Origin of the sequence: Dactylosporangium sp. NPDC000244, from assembly GCF_040300725.1 — a bacterium.
GTDB lineage: Bacteria > Actinomycetota > Actinomycetes > Mycobacteriales > Micromonosporaceae > Dactylosporangium.
Window position 1 is genome coordinate 1 of record NZ_JBEPEH010000104.1, and the last position, 3,107, is coordinate 3,107.

Annotated in this window: 2 protein-coding genes; one reads left to right on the forward strand and one right to left on the reverse strand. The window is 70.9% G+C overall.

The window, feature by feature from the left end; translation table 11 throughout:
- Positions 1–265 precede the first annotated feature (265 nt).
- Complete coding sequence (locus ABT369_RS57635) at positions 266–1,513, reverse strand: MFS transporter (RefSeq protein ID WP_350627218.1); 1,248 nt, start codon at positions 1,511–1,513, stop codon at positions 266–268.
- Between the two features lie 154 nt (positions 1,514–1,667).
- Between ABT369_RS57635 and ABT369_RS57640 the strand changes: the two genes are divergently transcribed.
- Positions 1,668–2,990, forward strand: coding sequence for a pectate lyase family protein (locus ABT369_RS57640; RefSeq protein WP_350627220.1), 1,323 nt, complete (start codon positions 1,668–1,670; stop codon positions 2,988–2,990).
- The last annotated feature ends 117 nt before the right edge of the window (positions 2,991–3,107 follow it).

Consider the following 3,107-nt stretch of genomic DNA (forward strand, 5'->3'; position numbering starts at 1 on the left):
TGCTCCTCCTCCTCGTGGCCGCCCTTCTTGTGCTTGGCGTGCGCGCCGGCCTTCGCCGCGTGTCCACCACCACTCATCCCGGCGGCCCCCTTCAGCTCGTTGTAACGCCGTCGGGTTTGACATCGGACCGATCGCCCGACGGAAGAGTGGCGGGGCGGTGCCGTGCGGGTGCACGCCGGTTCCCACGGAATCAGGGCAAATACCCCGTCGGGCGAAAAGTCCGTTATGTCGCGGCGCGGAGCGCCCGACATAACGCGCGGAACGACTACTCGATCGCGGGTACCCGGTGGCCGTGGCGGGTGTAGAGCGCGGCCAGGCCCGTGCCCACGCACAGGGCGGCCGAGCTCAGGGCCAGCGACCAGTGCACGCCGATCGCCTGGCCCAGCACGCCCACCGTCACGCCGCTGCCCGCGCGCAGGCCCGCGGACGACACGTTGTAGACGCCGATGACCCGCCCGCGCTCGGCCGGCGGGGCCAGCAGCTGGGTCACGGTCTGGCCGATCGACATCGACGCCAGGTTGGCCACGCCGCCGATGAAGAGCAGGGTCACGGCCAGCCACAGGTTGCCGGCGACCGCGAAGAGGAGGCTGCTCAGGCCGTACACCAGCGTCGTCACCACGGCCGCGCGGACCGTCGGGCGCAGCCAGCCCGTCGCCTCGAGCAGCAGGCCGCCGACCACGCCGCCCGCGCCGGCGGCGAAGAGCAGGATGCCGTACACGTCCGTGCTGCCCGGGCTCAGGTCCTCGGCGAAGTTCGGCATCGTCGCCTGCATCGCGGTGCCGACGAAGAACGACGCCAGGCCGGCCAGGATGATCATGCTGATCAGGGTGTGGTCGCTCGCGACCTTGCGCAGGACCTTCACGGTGTCCAGCAGCCCGACGCGCTGCGCCGCGGGGCGGCCGTGGCGGGTGTGGCCGGTGAATTTGGTGCGGAACAGGAACAGCGTCAGCGGCAGGTAGAACGCGATGTTCGTGAGGATGCCCGCCTTCGGGCCGAGCCAGAGCAGCAGCCCGGAGCCGACCGCCGGGCCGAACAGCACGCCGAGGCTGCGGAAGGTCGCGTTGAGCCGGACCGCCGAGACGAGGTCCTCGTCGCCGACGAAGTCGTGGAGCATCAGCTGCTCGCCCGGGCCCCACAGGGACCCCGCCATGCCGTGCAGCACCAGCAGTACACAGGCGTGCCAGATCTGCAGCGTGTCGGTGATGAACAGGATCCCCCACAGCAGGGAGACGAGCATGAACAGCACCTGGGCGACCTGGATGACCCGGCGGCAGTCGTAGCGGTCGGCGAGCCCGCCGAACCACACCGAGAACAGCAGGAACGGCACCCAGTGGCTGATCACCTGGAAGCCCGCGAGCGCCTCGGAGTGGAACTTCTGCCACAGCACCCAGTACGTGATCACGTGCTCCACGTTGTCGGCCATCATCGACAGCGCGGCACCGAAGAGGTACGGGCGGCAGTCGCGGTTGCGCAGGGCGGCGAACCGGCGGGCGGCCGGGGCGGCGGCGGTCATGCGGTAACCCTCTAATGCCCCTTACCGCCGGCCCGACCCACGGCCGCCGGAAGTGACGACTGCAACAAACCTGCAAACGCCATGCGTTGACTCGCCGTAGTGCCGGTGCCACCGTGGTCCCAGGAATGCGCTTTCCTGAATCCTGGAGGACTGCATGCACGTAGGTATCCGGGCCGGTCTCACCGCCGCCACGGTGGCCGGGCTGGTCGCGGCCGGGGCGGTCGTCGCCGCGCAGGCGAATGCCGGGCAGGTCAAGGCCGGCCCCCCGGCGGTGCCCGCCCAGGCGCGCGCCGTCCTGGCCGCGGGCGACGGCTGGGGCTCGGCGGGCGCCGGCACCACGGGCGGCTCGGCCGCCGACGACGCGCACGTGTTCGTGGTGCGCACCCGCGACGAGCTCGCCGCGGCGGTGGCGGGCAGCACGCCGAAGATCGTGCTGGTCGCGGCCACGATCGACGCCAACGAGGGGCGCGGCTGCGCCGACTACGCGGACCCGGAGTACGACCTGCAGGCGTTCCTCACCGCGTACGACCCGGCGACCTGGGGCCGCGTGGCGCCGACCGGCCCGCTGGAGGACGCCCGGGTCCGCTCGGCGAAGAACCAGGGCCTCAAGGTGAAGATCGAGGTCGGGGCGAACACGACGATCTACGGGTTGCGCAATGCCCGGATCAGGGGCGGCAACCTGCTGCTCACCAACGTCAACAACGTGATCATCCGCAACGTGGCCTTCGAGGACGCCTACGACTGCTTCCCGACCTGGTCGCCGACCGACGGTGACACCGGCAACTGGAACTCGCTGTACGACAGCGTGACGCTCAGCGGCGCGACGAACGTGTGGCTGGACCACAACTCGTTCACCGACGGCGCCAACCAGGACGTCAACCAGCCGATCTACCTCGGCCGGCCCTACCAGGTGCACGACGGCGCGGCGGACATCATCAAGGGCTCCGACTACGTCACGGTGTCGTACAACAACCTGTTCGAGCACGACAAGACGATGCTGATCGGCTCGACGAACACCCCGGGCGTCGACGTGGGCAAGCTGCGCGTCTCGCTGCACCACAACCGGTTCGCCAACCTCGGCCAGCGGGTGCCGCGGGTGCGCTTCGGGCAGGTGGACGTCTACAACAACTACTACTACGCGACCGACGAGGACACCTTCGTCTACGCGATCGGCGTCGGGGTGCAGTCGCAGGTGTACGCCGAGAACAACTTCGTGCTCCGCAGCGCCGACACCCCGCTCAACGCGTTCGTCTACAACTGGGGCGGCACGCGGATGACGGAGAAGGGCACCCTGGCCCGGGTCGGCACCGGCCCGATCGTCGCGGTGAACCTGCTCGACGAGTACAACGCGGCGTTCGACCCGGACATCGCGACCGACGCCGGCTGGACCCCGGCCCTGCGTGCGGGCCTGGACCCGGCGGCGAGCGTGCCGGGGCTGGTCACCAAGAACGCGGGCACGGGCAAGCTGCCGGGCTGAGCCCGCGCCCGGTCGTGCTCATTCGGGCGGGGGGGGCTGGCGGGGGGGCCGGGGGGCCCGCGCGAGGGCTTCGCGTTCGTGGTCGCGGTGCGGCCGGACAGGGGCGGGGCCGCCGGC

Coding starts and splice junctions, on each gene's coding strand:
- ABT369_RS57640 (WP_350627220.1), top strand. CDS start 1,668: ATGCACGTAGGTATCCGGGCCGGTCTCACCGCCGCCACGGTGGCCGGG.
- ABT369_RS57635 (WP_350627218.1), bottom strand. CDS start 1,513: ATGACCGCCGCCGCCCCGGCCGCCCGCCGGTTCGCCGCCCTGCGCAAC.